This window comes from Actinobacillus suis ATCC 33415 (assembly GCF_000739435.1).
Taxonomy (GTDB): domain Bacteria; phylum Pseudomonadota; class Gammaproteobacteria; order Enterobacterales; family Pasteurellaceae; genus Actinobacillus; species Actinobacillus suis.
Map to the genome: position 1 here is coordinate 1,608,997 of NZ_CP009159.1, position 22,516 is coordinate 1,631,512.

The 22,516-nt window shown below is 40.3% G+C and carries 20 protein-coding genes, 4 tRNA genes and 2 pseudogenes; 13 read left to right on the top strand and 13 right to left on the bottom strand.

Annotated elements, in window-relative coordinates:
- Positions 1-3: 3 nt before the first annotated feature.
- From rsmH to ASU1_RS07310, 3 genes are all read right to left on the bottom strand, one after another.
- Positions 4-945: a 16S rRNA (cytosine(1402)-N(4))-methyltransferase RsmH gene (gene rsmH, locus ASU1_RS07300; RefSeq protein ID WP_014992126.1), complete on the bottom strand. Its 942-nt coding sequence runs from the start codon at positions 943-945 to the stop codon at positions 4-6.
- A gap of 25 nt (positions 946-970) precedes the next feature.
- Complete coding sequence (gene mraZ, locus ASU1_RS07305) at positions 971-1,429, bottom strand: division/cell wall cluster transcriptional repressor MraZ (RefSeq protein ID WP_014992127.1); 459 nt, start codon at positions 1,427-1,429, stop codon at positions 971-973.
- Between the two features lie 232 nt (positions 1,430-1,661).
- Positions 1,662-2,996 (bottom strand): anaerobic C4-dicarboxylate transporter, encoded by a 1,335-nt coding sequence (locus tag ASU1_RS07310; RefSeq protein ID WP_014992128.1) that lies wholly within the window; start codon positions 2,994-2,996, stop codon positions 1,662-1,664.
- Positions 2,997-3,385: 389 nt separating this feature from the next.
- Here ASU1_RS07310 and aphA point away from each other — a divergent pair, with 389 nt between their 5' ends.
- From aphA to arcC, 5 genes are all read left to right on the top strand, one after another.
- On the top strand, positions 3,386-4,099 hold the full coding sequence (aphA, locus tag ASU1_RS07315) for an acid phosphatase AphA (RefSeq protein WP_014992129.1): 714 nt from the start codon (positions 3,386-3,388) through the stop codon (positions 4,097-4,099).
- Positions 4,100-4,160: 61 nt separating this feature from the next.
- Positions 4,161-4,334, top strand: coding sequence for a hypothetical protein (locus ASU1_RS11940; RefSeq protein ID WP_014992130.1), 174 nt, complete (start codon positions 4,161-4,163; stop codon positions 4,332-4,334).
- Between the two features lie 127 nt (positions 4,335-4,461).
- The gene (locus ASU1_RS12065) at positions 4,462-4,806 is read left to right on the top strand and encodes a hypothetical protein (RefSeq protein ID WP_014992131.1); all 345 of its coding nucleotides are present in this window, start codon (positions 4,462-4,464) and stop codon (positions 4,804-4,806) included.
- 19 nt (positions 4,807-4,825) lie between these two features.
- Positions 4,826-5,830 (top strand): ornithine carbamoyltransferase, encoded by a 1,005-nt coding sequence (locus ASU1_RS07325; protein ID WP_014992132.1) that lies wholly within the window; start codon positions 4,826-4,828, stop codon positions 5,828-5,830.
- A 48-nt stretch (positions 5,831-5,878) separates the two neighbouring features.
- The gene (gene arcC, locus ASU1_RS07330; protein WP_014992133.1) at positions 5,879-6,826 is read left to right on the top strand and encodes a carbamate kinase; all 948 of its coding nucleotides are present in this window, start codon (positions 5,879-5,881) and stop codon (positions 6,824-6,826) included.
- Positions 6,827-7,074: 248 nt separating this feature from the next.
- Here arcC and ASU1_RS12100 read toward each other — a convergent pair.
- From ASU1_RS12100 to thiP, 4 genes and pseudogenes are all read right to left on the bottom strand, one after another.
- Positions 7,075-8,073, bottom strand: a pseudogene (locus ASU1_RS12100) (PTS transporter subunit EIIC); the annotation flags it as partial.
- A 123-nt stretch (positions 8,074-8,196) separates the two neighbouring features.
- Positions 8,197-8,619 (bottom strand): annotated as a pseudogene (locus tag ASU1_RS12105) (glucose PTS transporter subunit EIIB); the annotation flags it as partial.
- A 172-nt stretch (positions 8,620-8,791) separates the two neighbouring features.
- On the bottom strand, positions 8,792-9,442 hold the full coding sequence (gene thiQ, locus ASU1_RS07340) for a thiamine ABC transporter ATP-binding protein (protein WP_039195322.1): 651 nt from the start codon (positions 9,440-9,442) through the stop codon (positions 8,792-8,794).
- A complete protein-coding gene (gene thiP, locus ASU1_RS07345; protein WP_014992136.1) occupies positions 9,439-11,022 on the bottom strand; it encodes a thiamine/thiamine pyrophosphate ABC transporter permease ThiP in 1,584 nt (527 codons plus the stop codon). Before thiP ends, thiQ begins: the two co-directional genes overlap by 4 nt.
- 276 nt (positions 11,023-11,298) lie before the next feature.
- Between thiP and ptsH the strand changes: the two genes are divergently transcribed.
- The 4 genes from ptsH to miaB all read left to right on the top strand — a co-directional run bounded on the left by ptsH (position 11,299) and on the right by miaB (position 15,600).
- Positions 11,299-11,556 (top strand): phosphocarrier protein Hpr, encoded by a 258-nt coding sequence (ptsH, locus tag ASU1_RS07350; RefSeq protein ID WP_005598406.1) that lies wholly within the window; start codon positions 11,299-11,301, stop codon positions 11,554-11,556.
- 123 nt (positions 11,557-11,679) lie between these two features.
- Positions 11,680-13,401: a phosphoenolpyruvate-protein phosphotransferase PtsI gene (gene ptsI / locus ASU1_RS07355; RefSeq protein ID WP_014992137.1), complete on the top strand. Its 1,722-nt coding sequence runs from the start codon at positions 11,680-11,682 to the stop codon at positions 13,399-13,401.
- Positions 13,402-13,485: 84 nt separating this feature from the next.
- Positions 13,486-13,986, top strand: a complete 501-nt coding sequence (gene crr, locus ASU1_RS07360; protein WP_005622167.1) for a PTS glucose transporter subunit IIA — start codon at positions 13,486-13,488, stop codon at positions 13,984-13,986.
- A gap of 186 nt (positions 13,987-14,172) precedes the next feature.
- A complete protein-coding gene (miaB, locus tag ASU1_RS07365) occupies positions 14,173-15,600 on the top strand; it encodes a tRNA (N6-isopentenyl adenosine(37)-C2)-methylthiotransferase MiaB (protein WP_014992138.1) in 1,428 nt (475 codons plus the stop codon).
- 138 nt (positions 15,601-15,738) lie between these two features.
- Here the strand turns inward: miaB and ASU1_RS07370 are convergent, their stop codons facing one another.
- Together ASU1_RS07370 and nirK are read right to left on the bottom strand one after the other, a co-directional pair.
- Positions 15,739-16,374 carry a DUF417 family protein gene (locus ASU1_RS07370; RefSeq protein WP_014992139.1) on the bottom strand — a complete coding sequence of 212 codons (636 nt, stop codon included), beginning with the start codon at positions 16,372-16,374 and terminating at the stop codon, positions 15,739-15,741.
- Positions 16,375-16,553: 179 nt separating this feature from the next.
- The gene (gene nirK / locus ASU1_RS07375; RefSeq protein WP_014992140.1) at positions 16,554-17,633 is read right to left on the bottom strand and encodes a copper-containing nitrite reductase; all 1,080 of its coding nucleotides are present in this window, start codon (positions 17,631-17,633) and stop codon (positions 16,554-16,556) included.
- 143 nt (positions 17,634-17,776) lie between these two features.
- On the opposite strand from nirK, the gene ASU1_RS07380 reads away from it, so the two are divergent.
- From ASU1_RS07380 to ASU1_RS07395, 4 genes are all read left to right on the top strand, one after another.
- Positions 17,777-18,700, top strand: coding sequence for an aminoimidazole riboside kinase (locus ASU1_RS07380; RefSeq protein ID WP_014992141.1), 924 nt, complete (start codon positions 17,777-17,779; stop codon positions 18,698-18,700).
- 51 nt (positions 18,701-18,751) lie between these two features.
- The gene (locus tag ASU1_RS07385) at positions 18,752-20,185 is read left to right on the top strand and encodes a glycoside hydrolase family 32 protein (RefSeq protein WP_014992142.1); all 1,434 of its coding nucleotides are present in this window, start codon (positions 18,752-18,754) and stop codon (positions 20,183-20,185) included.
- A 68-nt stretch (positions 20,186-20,253) separates the two neighbouring features.
- Positions 20,254-21,273, top strand: a complete 1,020-nt coding sequence (locus tag ASU1_RS07390) for a LacI family DNA-binding transcriptional regulator (protein WP_005622180.1) — start codon at positions 20,254-20,256, stop codon at positions 21,271-21,273.
- 32 nt (positions 21,274-21,305) lie between these two features.
- Entirely contained in the window at positions 21,306-21,803 is a 498-nt protein-coding gene (locus ASU1_RS07395; protein ID WP_014992143.1) for a thioredoxin family protein, read from the top strand.
- Positions 21,804-21,990: 187 nt separating this feature from the next.
- On the opposite strand, the gene ASU1_RS07400 is transcribed toward ASU1_RS07395, so the two are convergent.
- The 4 genes from ASU1_RS07400 to ASU1_RS07415 all read right to left on the bottom strand — a co-directional run bounded on the left by ASU1_RS07400 (position 21,991) and on the right by ASU1_RS07415 (position 22,495).
- A tRNA-Gly gene (locus tag ASU1_RS07400) sits at positions 21,991-22,066 on the bottom strand.
- Positions 22,067-22,191: 125 nt separating this feature from the next.
- Positions 22,192-22,278: transfer RNA gene (locus ASU1_RS07405), tRNA-Leu, on the bottom strand.
- A gap of 32 nt (positions 22,279-22,310) precedes the next feature.
- Positions 22,311-22,397: transfer RNA gene (locus ASU1_RS07410), tRNA-Leu, on the bottom strand.
- Between the two features lie 22 nt (positions 22,398-22,419).
- Positions 22,420-22,495, bottom strand: a tRNA-Gly gene (locus ASU1_RS07415).
- Positions 22,496-22,516: the final 21 nt, after the last annotated feature.

Below are 22,516 nucleotides of genomic sequence, written 5' to 3' on the forward strand. Positions count from 1 at the left end.
CCTCTATCTTTTTTCCGCAATACGTAATACGGCACTACGTGAGCGAGGGTTTGCTTCGATTTCCGCCTCACTCGGCATAATCGCTTTACCAATGGTTTTTAACGGAATATTTTTATTTAATTCCGATTCCAAAATAGGTAGGCCTTTCGGCACATCCATACCTTTACTGTTTTTCTTCATAAATTGTTTAACCATTCGATCTTCTAACGAATGGAAACTAATAATTGATAAACGACCTTCCGGTGCCAATACGCTTAAGGCTGATTGTAACGCTTTCTCTAACTCGTCTAACTCGCTGTTAATAAAGATACGGATTGCCTGAAACGAGCGGGTTGCCGGATGTTTGTGCTTATCTTTGAAAGGAACGGCATCAGCAATAATCTGCGCTAATTGAAGTGTACGAGAAATCTTGTCTGTTGTAGATTTATTATAAGAAACGACCGCTTGTGCAATACGTTTCGCAAAGCGTTCTTCGCCGAAGGTTTTTAACACCCAAGCTAAATCATCCACTGACACTTGTGCCAACCATTCGGCGGCAGATAGACCTTTAGTCGTATCCATACGCATATCAAGCGGCCCGTCACGCATAAAGCTAAAACCGCGTTCCGCATCATCAAGCTGCGGAGAAGAAACGCCGAGATCAAGCAAAATACCGTCAATTTTGCCGGTTAAACCTAATTGTTCGCACACTTCAGGAATCGCAGAGAAAGCGGTATGCACAATTTGAAAACGAGCATCGGTAATCGTATTCGCTTCAGCAATTGCACGAGGATCACGATCTGTCGCAATTAAGCGACCTTGTTCGGAAAGTTTTGAGAGAATGAGTCGAGAATGACCGCCTCGTCCAAAAGTACCGTCAATATAAATACCGTTCGGCTTAATCGCCAAACCATCAACGGCTTCATGTAGCAATACGGTAATATGCTTATGGACTGTGTCGTTCATTATTTTTCCAACTCACTTATTTATCTTATAAAGAAAGGTTTTTTAAGGCTTCGCAATTCAGCATTTCCGCCGAACTGCCCAATGCAAGATCTTCCGCAATCTGTGATTGCCATTGTTTTTCTTGCCAAATTTCAAATTTATTTAATTGCCCGACCAACATAATTTGTTGCTCAAGCTGTGCATGCTGTCTTAGTGCCGGGCTAAGTAAAATTCTACCCGAAGCATCCATTTCACATTCGGTTGCAAAGCCTTGCATAACTCGCTGAATACGGCGCTGCATCGGCTCAAAATTAGAAAGTGCAAGCAATTTTTGTTCTACAACTTCCCATTCGTGTAACGGATAAAGTAATAAACACGGCTGGCGAATATCGACGGTACAAACCAAAATGCCCTCGTGTTTTTCACGCAATTCGGCACGATAGCGAGTAGGAATCGCTATTCGCCCTTTACTATCAATACTAATTGAAGCTGCGCCACGAAACATTTTCTGTCCTGCCACTAAAAATTACTGTATTTAGTGAGATCCGGATTTAGAAAATCCACAATCTCCCACTTTTCCCCACTAAAAGATCAGAATTTTATCGGTTAGTTGTTCATCGGGCAAGCTGTTTTAATGTTTTGTTTGGTAAAGATAAGTAGAAAAAAGCAAGCGGTCGACTTTTGCAAATTTTTTACAAAAATCGACCGCTTGATCATTCGTTCTTAGACAAGAATCATTAGATTAGAATTTCTGCTAAAGATAGACCGATTAAGCAGGCTGTGATTACCCCAATTAAGCCCGGTACCATAAAGCTGTGGTTAAAATAGTACTTACCAATTTTTGTCGTACCAGTCATATCGAAGCTCACCGTTGCAATATCAGACGGATAGTTAGGGATGAAGAAGTACGCATAAGTTGCCGGCATTAAACCGATTAATAAATCTGCTGGTAAACCAATTGCAATACCCACCGGTAATAACATTTTCGCAGTTACCGCTTGGCTGTTTACCACCACAGATACCGCAAATAAAGCAAATGCGAAGGTCCAAGGCTGTGCTTTAACCATTTCAGTAATACCAGCTTTAAATGAAGGCATTGCATAATTAAAGTAAGTATCACTCATCCACGCAATACCGAAGATTGCAATGGTTGCCACCATACCTGATTTAAATACCACTGTATTCGGAATTTTTTTCACATCGGTTTTAGCCAATACTAAAATTAAACCACCGAATGCTAACATAATCATTTGGATGATTTTATCCATTGGAGCAACTTTACCTGAAGCGGCAAGCGTTGGTTTCAATGACGGGAACATTGCAATAACTACAATCGTTACAATCGCCAGTAAGAACAGATAAACGGCATTTTTTGCCGATTGCGGTAATTGTTCATTTAAGGTTGTGCTACTGGTTTCTTCAATACGTTTACGGAATTCAGGATCTTGTAAACGACGTTGATATTCAGGATCATCTTTTAATTCCTTACCACGACGTAAGCTATAAAGCGACATTGCCACTACACCAAGGAACGTTGCCGGAATAGTAATAGCTAAAATTTGTAATAAAGTGATATGTTCTGACCCTGGCATATTGACTAATTCGGTCAAATAATATGCAACAACTGCAGAAACCGGGCTACCGGTTAAACCAAGTTGTGATGCCACAGAAGCACTCGCCATTGGGCGCTCTGGACGAATATCATTCTTCACAGCAATATCGGCAATGATCGGCATAATAGAATAAACCGAGTGGCCGGTACCAAGCATTAACGTCATTGTGTAGGTTACGATAGGACCAAGAATTGTGATACGTTTCGGATTCGCACGTAAAATTCTTTCCGCTACTTGTAGCATAAATTTTAAACCACCGGCAGCTTCAAGCACAGAAGCACAAGCCACTACGGCAAGAATAACTAACATCACACTAATCGGTGGCTCAGACAATGGCATTTGTAAAATGAAGACCTCAATGAATAAGCCTATACCAGAAACCACACCTAAACCAACACCGCCGAAACGGCTACCTACATATAAAAATGCTAGTAACAACAGAAATTCTGCATAAAGCATATAAACTCCAAAAAAATAATAATAATCACTGGTTGCAAGTTTACTTGAGCTGATACCCCGATTCTTTGCATTTGATCAAACCAGCGTAACACTTTAGTGGTATTTTCGCTAAATATTGAACAAACATATAAATAAAGGCTCTCGGTACACCAAACAGAAATTCTGTTGATGATCCGAGTGCTACGATACCCGATATTGAATAGAATAAAAACACCAAAAAATATAATGTTAAATTGATGATTTATTTATACGCTAAAATAAATTATTACCTATTTTATTTAGGGGATTTTAGTACTAAAATAAAAAAGAGTCTCATACTCATTTGTTAAGGTCTCTGACCTTTGTTTATTATTTTTATAACTTTATATAACAATTTAAAAGGATGACATATGAAATCTACCATTAAATCTATCGCCGTTACGGCAATTGCAAGCCTTATCGCCCTTTCTAGCCACGCATCAGGCGACAAAGTTCCTTATACCCAAGCCGGTTTTACCGTTCGTCAAGCAGAACAACAAGCACCGATTCACTGGGTTTCGATTGAACAAATCAAAGCAAGTTTAAAAGATACGCCACCAATGAACGTTAGTTTTGATATTGATGACACCGTTGCTGCAACCAGCGGCTGTTTTTATTACGGTCAACAAAAGTATTCACCAAATGACCATAGCTACCTGAAAAACCAGGACTTTTGGGATGAAATTAATGCCGGCTGTGATAAATATTCCATTCCAAAACTGTCTGCTAAAGCATTAATCGAAATGCATCAGGCACGTGGCGACCAAGTTTTACTGATTACCGGTCGTCATGCAGGTAAAGATGATCAAGTAACAGAAATTTTAGGCAAAGCATTAGGCATTAAAAATATGCAACCGGTGAATTTTACCGGTGGCCAAAAATCCGAATATAAACAAGGAAAAACGGCTGCGATCATTAAACATAAAGTACAACTTCACTATGGCGACAGTGATGATGATATTTTAGCGGCAAAAGAAGCCGGCATTCGAGGCATCCGTGTATTACGTGCGGCAAACTCAACTTATGTCCCTCACCCGCAAGCTGGTGGTTACGGTGAAGAAGTTTTAATTAACTCAAGCTACTAGTTATGCGCTAAAATAGAAGCTGTTGGTCAATATCAACAGCTTTTATTTTTAGGAGTTACTTATGATTGAGATTTATCTACTGCTCATTCCGCTTTGTTTTTTAATCTATCTTGCCTCTTCATTTGCCCGTAAAGGCTTTCTTAAAGCCGTATTGCATAGTCTGTTACTGGCAATCAGCTGGCCGATTTCCTTACCTTTACTCGTATTAAAACGTTTATTCAAACGTTCTCATTAAAGTATAAGCGGTTAAATTTCCTCTCTTTTTTACAAAAAAAGCTTGAAAACAGACCGCTTTTTCTCTCCTTAATCTTCATAAATTTTTATTTTCTTTATAAAAACGCCTTGCATTAAATTGAATAAAAATGCAAAATAAAAGCATAATTAATCAACTCAGCATTTTAAATTTAATTAAAAACTTGATGGCAATCGTTTGCTTTGTTAGAATTATGCGCCTACTTCTACAAGAAAGGTTAATGGCGACTCTCAAGTACCAACCCAATAAATTTTTAGGAGTAAAAATGTTAAACCCTACCCTTTTTATACCTTTAACAGGTATAACTCATAAGATAGCAATCGCCTTTGCTATCGCAACGCAATTCTTTTTAAAGCATTCTCGCCTTGCAATTCAATATTTCCTTTATCAACGATCCCGAATAAGTCCTTTCACTTATACAAGCGGTCAAATTTTTAAAACTTTTTACTTATAGCAGACACAGGAGCAATATCATGGCATTTAATCTTAAAAATAGACACTTACTTAGCCTTGTAAATCATACCGAACGTGAAATCAAATTTTTACTAGACTTAGCTCGTGATCTCAAACGTGCGAAATATGCAGGAACAGAACAACCACAATTAAAAGGCAAAAACATTGCATTAATCTTTGAAAAAACCTCAACTCGTACCCGTTGTGCATTTGAAGTAGCGGCTTATGACCAAGGCGCACACGTGACTTATATCGACCCGACTTCATCACAAATCGGTCATAAAGAGTCAATGAAAGATACCGCTCGTGTATTGGGCAGAATGTACGATGCGATTCAATACCGTGGCTTTAAACAATCTGTGGTACAAGAATTAGCCGACTACGCTGGCGTGCCGGTATTCAACGGTTTAACCGATGAATTTCACCCAACCCAAATGTTAGCCGATGTACTCACTATGATTGAAAACTGTGAAAAACCGTTAAGCCAAATCAGCTATGTTTATATCGGTGACGCACGTAATAATATGGGGAACTCCTTATTATTAATCGGTGCAAAATTAGGGATGGATGTGCGTATCTGTGCACCTAAAGCATTGTTACCGGAAGACAGCTTAGTTGAAATGTGCCAAAAATTTGCAGCGGAAAGCGGTGCAAGAATTACCGTGACGGAAGATATTGATACCGCAGTAAAAGGTGTAGACTTTGTCCATACAGACGTTTGGGTATCTATGGGTGAGTCACTTGAAACTTGGGGCGAACGTATCGAAATGTTAATGCCGTACCAAGTGACACCGGAATTAATGCAACGCACCGGCAATCCGAAAGTAAAATTTATGCACTGCTTACCGGCATTCCATAACAGTGAAACCAAAGTGGGCAAACAAATTGCCGAAAAATATCCGGCTCTAGCAAACGGTATTGAAGTGACCGAAGACGTATTCGAATCACCGGCAAACGTGGCTTTCGAACAAGCGGAAAACCGTATGCACACCATTAAAGCGGTAATGGTAGCGAGTTTGGCATAATAAAGCCCCTCTTTAGTAAAGAGCGGGAAATAATGAAAGGAATATAACATGAAAATCGTAGTAGCCTTAGGTGGTAACGCTTTATTAAAACGCGGCGAGCCAATGACTGCCCAAAACCAGTCGGCAAATATCAAAATCGCCGCAGAACAACTAGCAAAAATTAAACCGAATAATGAATTAGTGATTTCACACGGTAATGGTCCTCAAGTCGGATTAAGTGCCTTACAACACGCCGCTTACCATGCGATTGATAACAAAATCGAGCCTTACCCGCTTGATGTATTAGTTTCTCAAACCGTAGGAATGATTGGTTATATGTTGCAACAAGAACTGACTAATCTCGTGCCGGAACACCCGACTCAAACCTTAGTAACTCAAGTGATTGTTGATGCTAACGATCCGGCTTTTGCCAAACCGAGCAAACCAATCGGACAGGTTTACTCAAAAGAAGAAGCGGAAAAATTAGCTGCTGAAAAAGGCTGGACTGTAATGGCAGACGGTCAATATTATCGCCGTGCGGTAGCAAGCCCGAAACCACAATCCGTCACCGGTATTGAAGCGGTAAAAGCGCTATTGGCGCAAGATCAAATCGTAATTTGCGGCGGCGGTGGCGGCGTACCGAGTATTCGTGATGCACAAGGTAAATTACAAGGTGTGGAAGCAGTTGTGGATAAAGATCTTGCCACTGCGGTAATTTCACAGCAGCTTGATGCGGATTTATTTATTATCGCAACCGATGTTAAAGCAGCGTGTGTAAACTTCAACAAACCGGATCAATTACAAATTGCGAAAGCAAACCCGGCGGAATTGGAAAAACTGGCGGACGAATTTGCACCGGGGTCAATGGGACCAAAAGTACAAGCTGTGATTAACTTTGTTAAAGCAACCGGTAAAGATGCCGCAATCGGCTCGCTTTCCGATATTCAAGATATTGTAGCCGGTAAAGCGGGAACCCGTGTCACCAACAGCATTTCTGGTATTGAGTTTTATAAGTAAGCGAAAACAAGCGGTTAGATTTTACTAAAAATCTGCAATATGTAGGGGCGTACCGAGTACGCCCCTTTTAATACAAATTGATTGGTTATAAATGGGAATATTCATACCATCGTTTTCTGTGAAGTTCCGTGTATTCCGTGGTTAAACTCCCATTTGCAAAAAATCGAACAAATTTAACCGCTTGTTGCATAAACGAAAGCCCCTAAACCATAAGATTTAGGGGCTTTCTCTATTGCTTTATCGCTAAATTATTTTTTAGCTTGTGCTTTTTTCACCCATACCGCTGAGATTGAGAACGCAACGATAAATGAAATTGCCATACCTACAGAGTACATTGCAAGGCTGTCCGGTTTGATTGAAGGCACACCTAAGAAACCTGCCGCACCTAATGCAATCGCTTTCACATTAAAGAATGCGATGAATGCAGAAGCCACACCTGAACCGATCATCGCAGCAATGAATGCTTGACGGTAACGTAAGTTCACACCGAACATTGCCGGCTCTGTGATACCTAATAATGCAGAGATACCAGACGGCACAGCTAAACCGCGTACTTTCGCATCTTTCATTGCAAACGCCACACCTAAACACGCCGCACCTTGTGCGATGTTAGACATTGCAGCGATTGGGAAGATAAATGTACCGCCAGTGTTCGCCACTTCCGCTAATAATTGTGTTTCTACCGCAATAAAGGTTTGGTGCATACCGGTAATTACGATTGGTGCATAGAATGTACCGAAGATTGCACCGCCGATAAAACCTAAGCTGTCGTATAACCATGTTAAGCCTGCTGAAATCGCCGAACCAGCTTCACGACCGAATGGACCGATTACCGTGAATGCCAAGCAACCTGCGATGAAAAGCGACATCATTGGGGTTACAAGGTTATCTAAGTAAGACGGCACGAATTTGCGGAAACCTTTTTCAAGAGTTGCTAACACCCACGCAGACACGATTGTTGGGATTACTGTACCTTGATAGCCCACTTTTTCAATTTCTAAGCCAAATATATTCCAATATTCGATGTTGCCTTCCGCTAGTGTTTTGGCATAGTTCCAGCCGTCTGCTAAATCAGTGTGAACTAAAAGCATACCGAGCGCCGCACCTAAGAACGGGTTTCCGCCAAATTTGCGGGTTGCCGAGAAACCTAATAACACTGGTAAAAACACGAATGGGGCATTCGCGATGGTGTTGATAAAATTGACTAAATCCGCAATGCTAGGGAATTTATCAACAACAGAATAACCTGTGATTGCCGCTTTGTTCAAGGCTTCTTGCGTTGCTGCAATGAGGGCTTGGTCGCCAGAAGCTTGGGCTGCGTTAAAGGCAGATTGCGCTTCGGCAAGTGCTGCGTATAATGTTTCAGGCACTTCCCAGAAGAACCCTTGCGCGGTAAGCATTGAGTGGATACCCATTAGCAAACCGCCTGCCACGATGGCAGGAATGATTGGCACGAAAATATCCGCTAAACCTTTTACTAAACGTTGTAATAACGGTTGGTTTGCTGCACCTGCCGCTGCAACTTCAGAAGTACTCATATCGCCGATACCCATTTGTTTTTGCATTTCAGCGTGTACTTTGTTTACTGTGCCTGAACCAAAAATAATTTGGTATTGACCGCTGGTTGAGAATTGACCTTTAACACCTTCGATATTCTCAATCGCTTCTTTATCTACTTTTGATTCATCCGCAAGGGTTAAACGTAAGCGTGTTGCACAGTGTGCAAGCGTTGTGATGTTGCTTTTGCCACCGAGTTTCTCGATCGTTTGCTCCGCAATTTTCGGGAAGTTCATAGTTTGCCACCTATTTTTATATAAAAATTAAACGATTGCATTTTAACTAAAACGGTTTAGCTAACAAAGCAAATTTTGCTAAAACGTTTTAGTTTTGTCGATTAGATCACAATTTTAGCAAGTTTAGCAACAATTAATGAATAAATTTTGTACAAACAAAGTTAATTTCTTATTAAACTGCATTCATTAACTGGTCAGAAACAATCTGACCATTTTCAATCGTAATAACTCGATCAAAAAGTGCACGACTCTCTTCTAATTGGTGCGTCACCATTAATAAAGTCAGCTCCGCTTGCTGACAAATCTCCGCAACCAGTAGCTGCAATTCTTCACGACGTTTCGGATCAAGCGCTGAAAATGGTTCATCTAATAACAAAATCGGTTGTTTGCGTAACAACGTTCTGGCAAGCGCTACCCGTTGTTTTTGCCCGCCGGAAAGTTGATCGGCTCGCCGCCTTAGTAAATCAGCAATACCCATTTGTTGGGCAATCTGCTGAACTTGTTGTTGCTGTGCATCATTCAGCTTCAAACTAGCAACTAACGCCAATCCGATATTTTGTTCAACAGTTAAGTGTGGAAACACATTATTATCTTGAAACAGCATAGATACAGGGCGTTCCGCTACTTGTGTCGCCGTATGATTGCAAGAATTTAGCCAAATTTGACCGCTTGTCGGCATTTCAAAACCGGCAATCAGATTCAATAAGCTACTTTTACCTGCCCCACTTTCACCGACAATCGCCACTCGTTGCCCCTTAGGCACGTCCAACGCAAAGTGCATTGGCATTTGTTCATAATCAAAATCTACATTTAAGCGAATCATTTCGTGTTTTCTTTTTGTTCAATAAATAAAAACGGCAGTAAGGTAAATAACATCAATACTAAAGCGGTGACCGCCGCATCTTCGGTTCGATAGCTGCCTAGCTGTTGGTATAATAAATAAGGCAGAGAACTAAAATCCAGACTGCCAAAAAATGCAATCACCGCAAAGCTGCCTAGACTGGAAGACATTGCAAAAGCAAAGGCACTGATAAGCGGTCGAATTAAGTAATCTTTTTCCACTATCCACCAACGGCGAAATCCGGTTAAACCAAGGCTGCGGGCTAATTTATCTTGCGCAGTAAACGAATGCCACATAGCGGCAAATATCAGTCGATAAATATAAGGTAAAAGAATCACACCATTACAAACACCGACTAACCATAATAATTGCGTACTGCTTAATTCCACATCAATTAATAAGACAAATAACCCTACCGCTAATAAAAATACCGGAAAAATCAGCGGGTAAGTTGCCACACTGTTTAATAATCCGTATTGCCATTTTTTATTTGCAAATGCCAATTTTCGTGTTTCTAAAGCTAATAAATACGCTAACACTAACACTACGCTCGAGGCGATTAGGCTTAATAAGAAAGAAAACCAAGCCGCTTGCCATAAGCTTGGATTGAGTAAGCGCTCACCAAAATCGGAAACGGATATTCCCGCCCATAAGATGGTTACAAGCGGTAAAATAATGGCAAAACTTTGCAAAAAAAGCACCGCTTGCAAGCCCAGCTTTCGCCAACCAAAAGGCTTTGGCTTCCATAACTCCACCGGCAAGGGCGCTTGCCTTGTCTCTTTAAACGCCATTTTACTCGCTATATCCATCAATAATTGTAACAAAAGCCCTACTGCTAATTGCAGCATAATCAGCATAGTGGCTTTTGCAAAATCAAACTCAAAAGTGACCGCTTGATAAATCGCAACTTCTAAGGTGCTGTATTTAGGGCTCCCCCCCAAAATAAGCACAATAGGAAAACTGGTAAAACAGATCAGAAATACATTGGCAAAGACATAAGGCAAAATACTTTTTAAGGTCGGTAATTCAACTACTCGAAAATAATTCCATCCTTGCAAATTAAGTTGTGCCGCTAAACGGTATCGCCCATTTGGAATAAGATTTAAACCATCTAAGCTATATTTCATCACAAAAGGGATATTGAAAAATAAATGAGCAAGCAAAATACCATGCAAACCGTAAAGTTGCAGTTCCCACTTTAATCCTAAAAATTGAAGAAAGTAAGCAAATACCCCTGCGCTTCCCCAAAAACCAATAATGGCAAAAATAACAACCAGCGAAGGTAATGCCCAAACAAAAGAAATGATTTTATAGAGAATAGATTTACCAACAAAATCTAAATAAAAAAAAGAACGGGCTAATAAGACACCAAATAAAATAGAAAATAACGCTGACAACCCGGCTTGTAACACACTATATTTTAAAATAGGCAGCATTTCTGAAAATTGCCAAACCGTCTCCCCTTGCTGATGTCCGACCAATGCAAACAAACTAAAAATATAAATAGCGACAATGGTAATATATATTAACCATGCGGGGAATTTTGATACAGAATGAAACATTATTTCCTCAGTAATAAAATTAATCGATTTATTTTAACATTTTTTTAAACTATTTTTACGCAAACGTTTGGTTATATTTTGTCTCGTAAAAATTGATATGGGGCAAAGTTAACTCATTTTGGTTAATAAATACGCTAATATTCAACCTTTACCACAAGTTTTTCTGGTTTTGAGCGTGTTTTTAGATCTTTTTTGTAGTAAAGTTAGCACAAATAGTAATAGGTTTGATGACCAAAACTGATTTTTTTCACTTTAAAAATTCAAGAGGAATTTTCTATGTACTCAAAAGACGTTGTTATTACTGCACCTAACGGTTTACACACTCGCCCAGCAGCTGAGTTTGTAAAAGCAGCTAAAGGTTTCGCTTCAGACATTACCGTAACTTCTGGCGGTAAAAGCTCAAGCGCAAAAAGTTTATTCAAACTTCAAACTTTAGGCTTAACTCAAGGTACAACAATCACTATTTCTGCGGAAGGTGAAGACGAGCAAAAAGCAGTTGATTTCTTAGTAGATTTAATTCCTACTTTAGAATAATTATTCTTTAGCTCCCATTTACAAGACAACCCTATCCTACTCGACTAAATCATAAAGTGGAGTAATAGGGTTGTATTATGCTATCTAAGCATTACCGAATCACTTTTAAAACAAGGACAGACTATGATTACAGGTATCGCAGCTTCTCCAGGCGTTGTGTTTGGCAAAGCACTCGTATTAAAAGAAGAGCCAATCGTACTCAATACTCAGAAAATCACAGCGGATCAAATCGAAGTTGAAAAAGCGAAATTCTTTGCTGGTCGTGAAAAAGCCGCAGCACAATTAACTGCAATTAAAGAAAAAGCTAGACGCACTCTTGGTGAAGAAAAAGAAGCTATCTTCGAAGGTCACTTAATGATCTTAGAAGATGAAGAGCTTGAAGAAGAAATCTTAGGCTATATTGCTGATAACCTTGTAACTGCAGATGTTGCTACAAGTAAAGTGATTGATATGCAAGCTTCTATGCTTGCAGAAATTGATGATGAATACTTAAAAGAACGTGCTGGCGATATCCGCGATATCGGTAACCGTCTATTACGTAACATTCTTGGTATGCACATCATCGATTTAGGTGATATTCAAGAAGAAGTTATTTTAGTTGCTTATGACTTAACACCTTCTGAAACGGCACAATTAAACTTAGATAAAGTATTAGGCTTTATTACTGATATTGGCGGTCGTACATCTCACACTTCAATTATGGCTCGTTCATTAGAGCTTCCTGCTATCGTTGGTACAAATGATATTACCGCACGTGTTAAAACCGGTGATACATTAATTTTAGATGCAGTAAATAACCAAATTCACATTAATCCTTCAGACGCAGAAATCGCAGAATTCAAAGCGGTTCAAGAACGTGTTGCGGCTGAAAAAGCAGAACTTGCAAAATTAAAAGAATTACCGGCGGAAACTTTAGACGGTCACCGTATCGAAGTTGCAGGTAATATCGGAACAATCCGTGATGTTGACGGCGTATTACGTAATGGTGGTGAGTCTGTCGGTTTATATCGTACCGAATTCTTATTTATGGATCGTAGCGAATTACCAGGCGAAGAAGAACAATTCCAAGCATATAAAGAAATTGTTGAAGCAATGGGCGGTAAACAAGTTGTGTTACGTACCATGGATATCGGCGGTGACAAAGAATTACCGTACTTAAACTTACCAAAAGAAATGAACCCATTCTTAGGTTGGCGTGCGGTGCGTATCGGTTTAACACGTCGTGAAATCTTAGATACGCAATTACGAGCAGTATTACGTGCATCAGCATTCGGTAAATTAGCGGTAATGTTCCCGATGATTATCTCTGTTGAAGAAATTCGTGAATTAAAAGCAATCGTTGCGGAATTAAAAGAACAGCTCCGTGCGGAAGGCAAAGCATTCGATGAAAACCTTCAATTAGGTATCATGGTTGAGACTCCGTCAGCGGCGGTAAATGCACGTCACCTTGCGAAAGAAGCTGACTTCTTTAGTATCGGTACCAATGACTTAACCCAATATACCTTAGCGGTTGACCGCGGTAATGAAATCATTGCGCACCTTTACAACCCATTAAGCCCATCAGTATTAAACTTAATCAAACAAGTAATTGATGCGTCACACGCTGAAGGTAAATGGACTGGTATGTGTGGTGAATTAGCCGGCGATGTTCGTGCAACGGCATTATTACTTGGTATGGGCTTAGATGAGTTTAGTATGAGTGCAATTTCTGTGCCTCACGTGAAAAAACTTGCACGTTCAATCAACTATGCAGATGCAAAAGCATTGGCAGACGAGGCATTAGCACAGCCGACTGCAGCTGACATTGAAAAATTAGTTAACGATTTTTACGCTAAACTGAACTAATTTTCAATAAATAGCATACAAAAACAGAATTCTCGTATAGAATGTACGGGAATTTTGTTTATTATTTAAATAACGGAGATTTCTATGGGCTTTTTCGACAAATTATTTGGCTCAAAACAAGCAGCGGCAAAAGAGGTTAAAGTTTATGCACCTCTTTCAGGTGAAATTGTAAACATCGAAGATGTACCAGATGTTGTTTTCTCTGAAAAAATCGTTGGTGACGGTGTTGCAATTCGTCCAAACGGTGACACAATCGTTGCGCCAGTAAACGGTACTATCGGTAAAATTTTCGAAACAAACCACGCATTCTCAATTGAATCAGATGAAGGTGTTGAATTATTCGTTCACTTCGGTATTGATACGGTTGAATTAAAAGGTGAAGGTTTTACCCGTGTAGCTCAAGAAGGCCAATCAGTAAAAGCTGGTGACCCGATTATCAAATTTGATTTAGAATTACTTGAAAGCAAAGCAAAATCAGTATTAACGCCGGTTGTAATTTCTAATATGGACGAAATCAGCAACTTAGACAAAAAAGTCGGTCAAGTTGTTGCTGGTGAAAGCGTTGTATTAACATTAACTAAATAATTGATTTAGTTGAATAAATAACTGCCACGATAGTAAAATATCGTGGCATTTTTATTGGTCTAATTTTATTTAGTTATAGCGAAAAAATAATCAAACGGGTAAAATGGACATAAGTTTTTGCGTAAAGGGATTTCTCTTTACGCTTTTATTTTCTACTTATTAATAACTTATTATTTTTGAGACATTATGGCGAAATTACATATTACAACTTGGGGCTGCCAAATGAATGAGTACGACTCATCAAAAATGGCGGATCTTCTAAATTCTACTCACGGGCTAGAACTTACCGATAAACCGGAAGAAGCGGACGTTTTATTACTTAATACCTGCTCAATTCGTGAAAAAGCACAAGAAAAAGTATTCTCGCAACTTGGTCGCTGGAAAAACTGGAAAAAAGATAAACCGGAATTAATTATCGGCGTAGGCGGTTGTGTGGCTTCACAAGAAGGTGAGCACATTCGTGAGCGTGCACCGTTTGTTGATATCGTATTCGGCCCACAAACATTGCACCGTTTACCGGAAATGATCAACAAAATCCGTGGTGGAGACCGTGCGATCGTTGATATTTCTTTCCCGGAAATTGAAAAATTTGACCGCTTGCCGGAACCTCGTGCTGAAGGCCCAACTGCTTTCGTTTCAATTATGGAAGGTTGTAATAAATACTGCTCATTCTGCGTAGTGCCTTACACACGTGGTGAAGAAGTTTCTCGTCCGGTGGATGACGTATTATTTGAAATCGCACAATTAGCGGAACAAGGCGTACGTGAAGTGAACTTACTCGGTCAAAACGTGAATGCTTATCGCGGTGAAACTTTTGACGGTGGCATCTGCACATTTGCAGAGCTACTGCGTTTAGTTGCAGCGATTGACGGTATCGACCGTGTACGCTATACCACCAGCCACCCGATTGAATTTACCGATGACATCATTGAAGTTTATCGTGACACACCTGAATTAGTGAGCTTCTTACACTTACCAATTCAAAGTGGTGCGGATCGTGTATTAACGATGATGAAACGTAACCATACGGCATTAGAGTATAAAGCGATCATTCGTAAACTACGTGAAGTTCGTCCGAATATTCAGATCAGTTCAGACTTTATCGTTGGCTTCCCGGGTGAAACGGCGGAAGACTTCGAACAAACGATGAAAGTGATCGAACAAGTCAACTTTGATATGAGCTTCAGCTTTATCTACTCTGCTCGCCCGGGTACACCGGCAGCTGACTTACCGGATGATATTTCGGAAGAAGAGAAAAAAGAACGTTTAGCGCGTTTACAACAACGTATCAATCATCAAGCAATGCAATTCAGCCGTGCAATGTTAGGCACGGAACAACGTGTATTGGTGGAAGGCCCGTCTAAAAAAGATATTATGGAATTAACCGGCCGTACCGAAAACAACCGTATCGTTAACTTCCAAGGCACACCGGATATGATTGGTAAATTTGTGGACATTAAAATCACCGATGTTTATACCAACTCATTGCGTGGCGATGTAGTGCGAACCGAAGACGAAATGGGCTTACGTGTCGTAGAATCTGCGGCAAGCGTTATCGCCCGTACGCGTAAAGAAGACGAACTAGGTGTCGGCAAATACGTGGTAAATCTGTAAAAGATTAGATAAAAAAACTCAGCCTTATGGCTGAGTTTTTTTATGTACAAACGTTAGAGACAGCTGTAACAAGCGGTCAAATTTAGCCTATTTTTTGCAAATTTTGCAACAAAAAAGACCGCTTGTCGAATGATCTCCTTATGCCGCTTTCTTACGTGCAAGAATACGGTTTGCACATTCTGCTGCCGCGGTTAAACCGCCTGCCATCATAATAATATCTTTCACAATCAAGCGACCAACACCGGATAAATAAGGGAAGCCGTGTGCCGGCGTCGGCATATCACCGCCAAGGTTTGGTACCCACGCCTCCGGTGTCGTAATTAAGAAAGAGAGCGTGACAATCGACATACCAAAGGTAAGTAAACCACCGGCTAAACCTGCAGTTGCATTCCAAATACCAAGTAAGGTTAAAATACCAACGGTTACAATCGTTGCGCCAATAATATAAGAAGCGGTGTAAGTGCCGTTTTCTTTATGCCATTCAATATTTTTCGCCACCATTTTGCCTTCAGGATTTTTATGTAAGGTATATTCCATCACCATTTCACCTTTATCATTCGGCACAAGGTTAGGGCCTTTTTCATACATATAACTGAAGAATGGACTATTCGACACAAAATGCGCAATACCGTCCGCTTCATATTGGCAAACTTTGAGTCCGCCAATCCATGCCATAACGATAAAAATCGCAATACGAATAAAGTTGATAAATTGGCGCTGCATCGGCGCAACGATTTTCGCAACAAATTCAACAAAAATGTTAAATGCGTTCATTTTTAACCTCTATAAATACAAATTCAAGGATAAGAAACAATTTCTTATCACTGTTTCGTACCCCTTAATAAGTATTTCTTACAGGTCAAAACAAATAAATTTTAATTTATAATTAAAAAGTCTAATCAATATATTCTTATGTTAAAAAAGCATAAAAAATGTTTATTATGTAGGCAAAATTAATGAACATAGCCCGCATCAATATCGGCATCCGGATTTACTTTATCGTATTTTTGTTCGTTGGTTTTACCGGTATAAATTTCCGGATTTTCTGCGCCTTCAACAATTAACTTACCTTTTGCCCCTTTATCAGTTCTAAAAATACTGTGATCAATAAAGGTATATTCGCCCGGCACCTTCATTTCCATTTCAACCACAGTAACACCGCCTGCCGGAATCAATGTCGTTTGCACATGATGGTTTTTAAGCGCTCCACCTTCAACATAGACCGTATCAAACGGTTTTCCGATCAAATGGAAAGAAGAGACTTTATTTGGCCCGGCATTACCGACAAACAAACGTACTTTTTCACCGACTTTTGCCTTTAAAGCATTTTCACCTGTCGTTGAACCGACTTTACCGTTAAACACCACATAGTCAGGTAATTCATAACTCGCTTTTGTCATATCGAAAATTTTCAGTTCAGGATTTGCGCCGTCTTTTACATAAAATTCATTTTGCATTAAATAAAATTCTCTATCGACTTTCGGTAATCCCTCTTTTGGTTCTACCAGCATTAAACCGAACATTCCTTTACCCAAATGCACTGAAACCGGATCGGCTCCGCAATGGTATAAATATAATCCCGGTGACATCGCCCGAAAGGCAAACTTTGTTTGCTTACCGATTTCAGTTAAACTTGCTTTAGCTCCACCGTCCGGTGCAGCAGCAGAGTGGAAATCAATCGCATGTGCCATTTTACCGTTTGCCGGATTGGAAACCTGAACTTCAACCATATCTCCCTCACGAACTCGAATAAAAGGTGCCGGCGTTGAACCATTGAACGTCCAATATTTAAATTTCACCCCTTTTTCGATTTCCATCACTTTTTCCAGAGTTTCCAATTTAACCACTACTTTTGCCGGTGTATTGCGCACTAACGGCTTGGGAACATTCGGCGCAACGGTTAATTCCGCCTCAATTGTCGGTAAATTTTTAACCGGAATTAAATCTGGATTTTCAGCTATTGTTTGTTCTGCCATTAGTGGAGCACTAACTAAAAATGCAGCAAAACAAAGGGTAATAAGAGACTTTTTCATCGGTAATTCCTTCGTGTATGAAACCTTCGTTTAAATTATAATGACTAAAATCAACAAGCGGTAGAATTTGAAATAGTTTTTGCAAAACTAAACCGTTTTAGCTAAGATAAATTAACTATTTTTTACTAGATAAAGAGGCGTGTATGAGCAAGATTTGGGTAACAGGCGATGCGGTGGTTGATTTAATTCCGGACGGTGAAAACCACTATTTAAAATGTGCAGGCGGTGCGCCGGCAAACGTTGCGGTAGGAGTTTCACGTTTAGGCGTTGAAGCAGGTTTCATCGGTCGAGTAGGTTTAGATCCGCTTGGCAAATTTATGCAGCAAACTCTTAATGCGGAAAAAGTTTCGACCGAACATATGATCCTTGATCCAAAGCAACGTACTTCTACGGTGATCGTAGGCTTAGATGACGGTGAGCGCAGTTTTACCTTTATGGTGAACCCAAGTGCGGATCAATTCCTTGAAGTCAGTGATTTACCAACCTTCCAAAAAGGTGATTTCCTACACTGTTGTTCTATCGCACTTATCAATGATCCTTCTCGCTCTACCACAATTGAAGCGATTCGCCGGGTAAAAGAAGCAGGCGGCTTCTTCTCATTTGACCCGAATTTACGTGAATCGCTTTGGGCAAGTCTTGAAGAAATGAAACAAGTGGTAAATAGCGTGGTAGCGATGGCAGATGTACTTAAATTCTCTGAAGAAGAATTAACGCTGTTAACCAATACCACTACACTTGAACAAGCAACTCAAGTGATTACCGCGCAATATCCAGAGAAATTAATCATTATTACTTTAGGTAAAGACGGTGCGATTTATCACTTAAACGGTAACAGCCAAGTGGTTGCGGGCAAAGCGTTAAAACCGGTTGATACCACCGGTGCCGGCGACGCCTTCGTAAGCGGCTTACTTGCCGGTTTATCACAAGTTGCGGATTGGAAAGACGAAAGCGTATTAGTGGATGTTATTCGTAAAGCGAATGCTTCTGGCGCTTTAGCAACAACAGCAAAAGGTGCGATGTCAGCATTACCAAACAAAGCAGAGCTAGAAGCATTTTTAGCGCAATAATCACAACAAGCGGTGAAATTTCACCGCTTTTTTGCAATTTAGGATTTTACTATGCACATTTTCAATAACGGCAAATACAAAAGCCTTCACGCAGCAGAACAAGGCGAATTAGCCACAATCCGCCAAACCGTGCTTTCTGATAAGGATTTCTATCCAACCTACCATTTAGCGCCACAAATCGGTTTATTTAACGATCCGAACGGTTTAATTTTTGACGGTGAGAAATACCATATCTTCGCACAATGGTTCCCTTATGATGCCTTGCATGGAATGAAACACTGGGAACATTTTATTACCCGTGATTTCCAAACTTTTGAAAAATCCGACCGCTTGATCCCAGATGAAATGTTTGAATCACATGGTTGCTATTCAGGCGGTGCAATTATGTGGCAAGACAAAATCGTAGCGTTTTACACCGGTAATACTCGCCGTGCGAGCGATAACCAACGTGTTCCGCACCAAAATATTGCGATTTTTGATAAGTCGGGCAAATTATTGGAAAAACGTTGCATTATCGACCAAGCACCAGCCGGCTATACCGAGCATGTTCGTGATCCTAAACCGTTTGTGACTGCGGAAGGCAACATTCGCTTTGTGCTTGGCGCACAACGTGAGAACCTAACCGGAACTTGCTTAGTGTATGAAATGGACGATCTCGATAGTACACCTCGTTTAATTTCCGAATTAGCGGTAAAAGACTTTGATAACAGCAATGTGTTTATGTGGGAATGTCCGGATCTGTTCCAACTTAGCGGTAAAGATGTGTTTGTTTGGTCGCCACAAGGCAAATTACGTGAGGCGCATCAGTTCCAAAACAATTATCACGCGACCTATGCGCTGGGCAAATTAGAGGGGAATAACCTAACAGCCGAGCATATTGAAGAGCTAGACTACGGTTTTGATTTCTATGCTCCTCAGTCAGTACAAAATTCTGATCGTATTGTATTCGGTTGGGTCGGCTTACCGGATTTAACTTATCCGACTGATAAATATAAATGGCATTCAACCTTAAGCCTGCCACGCCAAATAAAAGTAGCAAACGGTAAAATTCAGCAGACACCAATCGTTCAACTCGCCGCAAAACAAGCGGTCGAAATTGACCAAACAATTGCAATTGACAATCTTGATACGGCTTATTTGCAAATTTCTGTCGAAAATCAACCGCTTGCATTAAACTTCTTTAGCAATGATAACGGACAAACATTGGGCTTACGTTATGAGAACGGTTTATTAACACTAGATCGCAGTGCAACGGAGCAGACCGATTTAATGGAAAAATTTGGTAGCCTTCGTCATTGCCAAGTGGATAAACTCGACAGCTTAGAGATTTTCTTTGACCGTTCTGTGGTAGAAATTTTCATCAATAGCGGAGAAAAAGTGATGACATCACGATTCTTTATTGCAAATCGAATCAATCTGTTAGAAACTTCTCGTCCGATAACCGTACAAGTTGCCCAAGTGCAGGCAATTCAAATCCAAAATTAAAATAATAAGGCACAAGTAAAGCTTGTGCCGTTTTACTTCCATACGAAAATCATTTTGAGGAAAAAACCGTGGAATCAAAACCTAAAAAACGTCTAACGCTCAATGATATTGCCGCACTCAGTGGGGTATCAAAAACGACTGCAAGTATGATTCTTAACGGTAAAAGTGATGATTTTCGTATCAAGCCTGAAACTCGCCAAAAAGTACAAGCGATTGCCGAGCAATACGGCTATCGTGCTAATGTTTATGCCAAAGCATTACAAGCACAACGCTCTAACGTTATTGGTTTGGTGATTCCGGATCTCACCAATTACGGCTTTGCATCCACCGCTCGTAATCTTGAAAAGCTATGCCGAGAAAACGGTTTACAGCTAGTGATTGCCTGTTCCGATGATAATCCGCAACAAGAAAAACTGGTGATTGAGCGCTTATTGGATCGTCAGGTCGATTTGCTGATTACCGCACCAACTCACCAAGATCCGAACTATTATCAAAAAATCATTCGTCATACACCGGTCTTGCATATCGACCGCCATATCCCTAATTTGGAACTAAATTACATAATCAGTGATGACACGCCAAGTGTCGCGAAGTTGGTGGAAAATATCGTACGAGCTTATCAACCGAAAGAATTTTTCTATTTAGGCGGTCAATTATCACTTTCACCGAGCGCCTCTCGTCTAGAAGGCTTCTATGAAGGCTTGGAGCAATCACACTTAGCGGCCCAAAGCAGTTGGATTTTACATAAAGATTACCAACCGGAATCGGGCTATCAAATGTTTGCCGAGATCGTTGAACGCTTGGGACGTTTACCCGAAGCGGTATTTACCGCCTCTTACACGATTTTGGAAGGTGTATTACGCTATTTGACCGAACATAAGCAAATGGCAAAATTGATGAATCAAGAGTTACATTTAGCAACTTTTGATGATCATCACTTATTAGACGCTTTGCCGTTTCATATTCACTCGATTGCACAAGATCATGAACAAATTGCGCTGAAAACATTCCAGCTTATGCGAGAAAAGCTACAACGCAAAGCAATTAGTAACGCCAAAGTTGATTGCGAAATTATTTGGCGACACTAAAACAAATATAGTTATTTTTAAAAGGATATCCTATGGCACATTTTTATGAATATTTAGAATTTAGCAGTGACGAAGACCGTGAAAATCAGCTTGAGGTTTACGTTGATGTTAAACTGGAAGCGGAAACCGAAGAAAAGCTTAAAGCACTCGGCGTACAAGGCGACTGGCTAGTGATGGCTGAGCCTTATTGCCCTGATTGTGTAGAAATCGTGGCTTACTTCCAACGTATGACGAAGCTCAATCCGAATATCAAAGTGAAATACGTTTCACGTAAAGATAACAAAGAGCGTAAGCATTTTGACAGTGATGAGCAACAACAAGCGGTTATTTCTGCACAGAAAATTCCAAGTATCTTTGATATTCGTAACGGCAAAACTGAATTAGTTTTATGTGAGTTTCCGCAATTCTTAAAACAGAAAATGGAAGCGGAGCCGGAAAAATTTGATGAACTAAAAGCCGATTTCCGTATGGGCAAATTTGGTAAACAAGTCGAAGCGGAATTATTAGCGATTTTAACGAAGAACGCATAAGCTATTGATAAACCCACCTTACAAGTGCAACCAAGCCCTAATAGGTGGGTTTTCTATATAAGACGTTTTATATAAAACAAATGATAATACGCATAAAACTTCGGAATACGCTGCTTGCTTGAGGAAAGAGAAATTTTAGATATAAAAAAAGCACCTCATGGTGCTATCTTATTTTGAATTGATAAAATGGAGCGGGAAACGAGGCTCGAACTCGCGACCCCGACCTTGGCAAGGTCGTGCTCTACCAACTGAGCTATTCCCGCATTGAAATTATTTTAATTTAAAATAATACTGCGTTGCCTTCGCTTCGCTGTACTATTTGTACTATCCTTCAGCTCGTCGCCTTGTCTTATTTTAAATATAAATAATTTGGAAGTTTATTATCGAATGGTGCCCGAGGCCAGACTTGAACTGGCACGCCCCGAAAGGCGAGGGATTTTAAATCCCTTGCGTCTACCGATTCCGCCACTCGGGCTTCGATAATTAATTTTATTTTAAGCTTTAAAATGGTGCCCGAGGCCAGACTTGAACTGGCACGCCCCGAAAGGCGAGGGATTTTAAATCCCTTGCGTCTACCGATTCCGCCACTCGGGCACAACCGTTTTAAATCTTAAAATGGAGCGGGAAACGAGGCTCGAACTCGCGACCCCGACCTTGGCAAGGTCGTGCTCTACCAACTGAGCTATTCCCGCATAATTTAAATTTTGTCATTC